Origin of the sequence: Mesorhizobium sp. M7A.F.Ca.CA.004.12.1.1 (genome assembly GCF_003997835.1) — a bacterium.
GTDB lineage: Bacteria > Pseudomonadota > Alphaproteobacteria > Rhizobiales > Rhizobiaceae > Mesorhizobium.
The window spans coordinates 1-1,640 of record NZ_RZRK01001079.1; the positions used below are offsets into that span (position 1 = coordinate 1).

Consider the following 1,640-nt stretch of genomic DNA (forward strand, 5'->3'; position numbering starts at 1 on the left):
GTTCTGGCGCTTGCCGACAATTTCGCCGGCGGCGCCGGGGTCTATGCCGTGCTCCTTGGCGAAGCCGACAGCGCCGCAGCCGGCGCCGCGGGACTGGCCGCGAAAGGCAGCAAGAAGTTCGTACTGCTTGTCGCGGACAATCCAAACGCCGGCGCCATGGAGAAGCGGGTCGCAAACAGCCTCAGCATCTACGGCGCGGCGCTCGCGGTCACTCTCCGATATTCTGCCGGCGACGGTGGCGCGAAGGCGATCGACGAAATGGGCTCACTCGTGGACGCCCCCGACGCCGTCATTGTCGCCAGCGGCAATGGCAGTCCGGCGCCCATCCTTGCCGCCCTCAAATCGAAGGGCATTCCGGGAAAGACCATCTCCGTCGTCGGAACGAACCGTTGGCTGGAGCACCCCATGGATCCGCTCTTCGAGGGGGCGTTTATCGCCACGCTCGATCCAAGTGAAACCGGGCCGATCGCCGACCGCTTCAGGACGACATACAACTATCCGGCCGACGTCAATGTGGCCTATGCCTATGATATGGTTGCCTTGACGGCAGGGATTGCCAGCGCGGTCGGGCCTGATGGCTTCAGCAAGAAAGTTCTCGAAAATCCAAACGGCTTTCGTGGCTCGACCGGCCTGTTCCGGTTTCGGGCCGACGGATCCAGCCAACGCTCGATGCCGTTCTATCGGATTGAAAAAGGTGCGCTCAAGCTGGTTGCCAAATCGACGTCGGGTTTCTGACCGGCGCAAATCCCCGAGATCCTGTTCAAGCTGATGGGCAGGCGGGGCCGCAGCCGCTTGGCGATCGCACTCGGAAGCATCCTGCTTCTGGCCGGGATACTGCTGATCATTCAAGGCGGGGCGTTGCTTTCGGTCGATCGGCCTGTCCGTGCCCCGTCGCCGGATGTTGGCGATACCCGGCCTATCCGGCCGGTTGCCCCGGTTGCCGACGCACAACGCCTGGAGCCGGCGCGCAAGGTTGCTCAAGACCTGATCGCTCCGCCACGGCTTGATCCCGCTGAGATCGAAAGGGCCGAGCCCCGTCCGCCACTCAGCGAGCTCGGTCTCGCCGTGCCCCCGAAAACGCCAATGCCCGGGGATTGGCGGGAGGTCTTGCTCTACCGCCCGATTGCCACATCGTCGGCGATGTTCGAAGCCATGGGCCGCAAGGTGGTCATCAGCGGAGTGCGGGGCATCGATCTCGACAGCTCCTGCTCGTTTCATGACGTCACCTGGCCTTGCGGCCTTCGCGCACGCGCCGTTTTCAATTCCTGGTTGAGGGGACGCGCGCTGCACTGTTTCGTACCGCCGGACGTCGAGCGTTTTGCCGTCGCCGCACCGTGCAGGCTGGGCAAGCAGGATGTCGGCGCCTGGCTTGTCTCCAACGGCTGGGCCACGGCGCTGCCGAGCGGCATCTACGGCAAGGCGGAGGCGACAGCCCGAAAGGCTGAGATGGGCATATTCGGCCCGGCGCAATAGCCTGCCATTCATTCCCTGATGTTTTGTTTGTTAACCGCCACGGGCGCAGCCTTGATGGGGTCATCACGCAATCGATTAAATTGCAAGCTTCCTTGAAACTGAAATTGCAACACACCGGCCTTATACCAGCCCAACCACAGGAGATCGGCCAGTGATAAAGACTATGG

2 protein-coding genes are annotated in these 1,640 nt (G+C 62.8%); both read left to right on the forward strand.

The window, feature by feature from the left end:
- Positions 1 to 735: ABC transporter substrate-binding protein (locus EN984_RS33775; RefSeq protein ID WP_164765882.1), on the forward strand; the 735-nt coding region annotated here is incomplete at its 5' end.
- Positions 736 to 1,140: 405 nt separating this feature from the next.
- Complete coding sequence (locus EN984_RS39150) at positions 1,141 to 1,473, forward strand: thermonuclease family protein (protein WP_245480181.1); 333 nt, start codon at positions 1,141 to 1,143, stop codon at positions 1,471 to 1,473.
- The last annotated feature ends 167 nt before the right edge of the window (positions 1,474 to 1,640 follow it).

Coding starts and splice junctions, on each gene's coding strand:
- EN984_RS39150 (WP_245480181.1), top strand. CDS start 1,141: ATGTTCGAAGCCATGGGCCGCAAGGTGGTCATCAGCGGAGTGCGGGGC.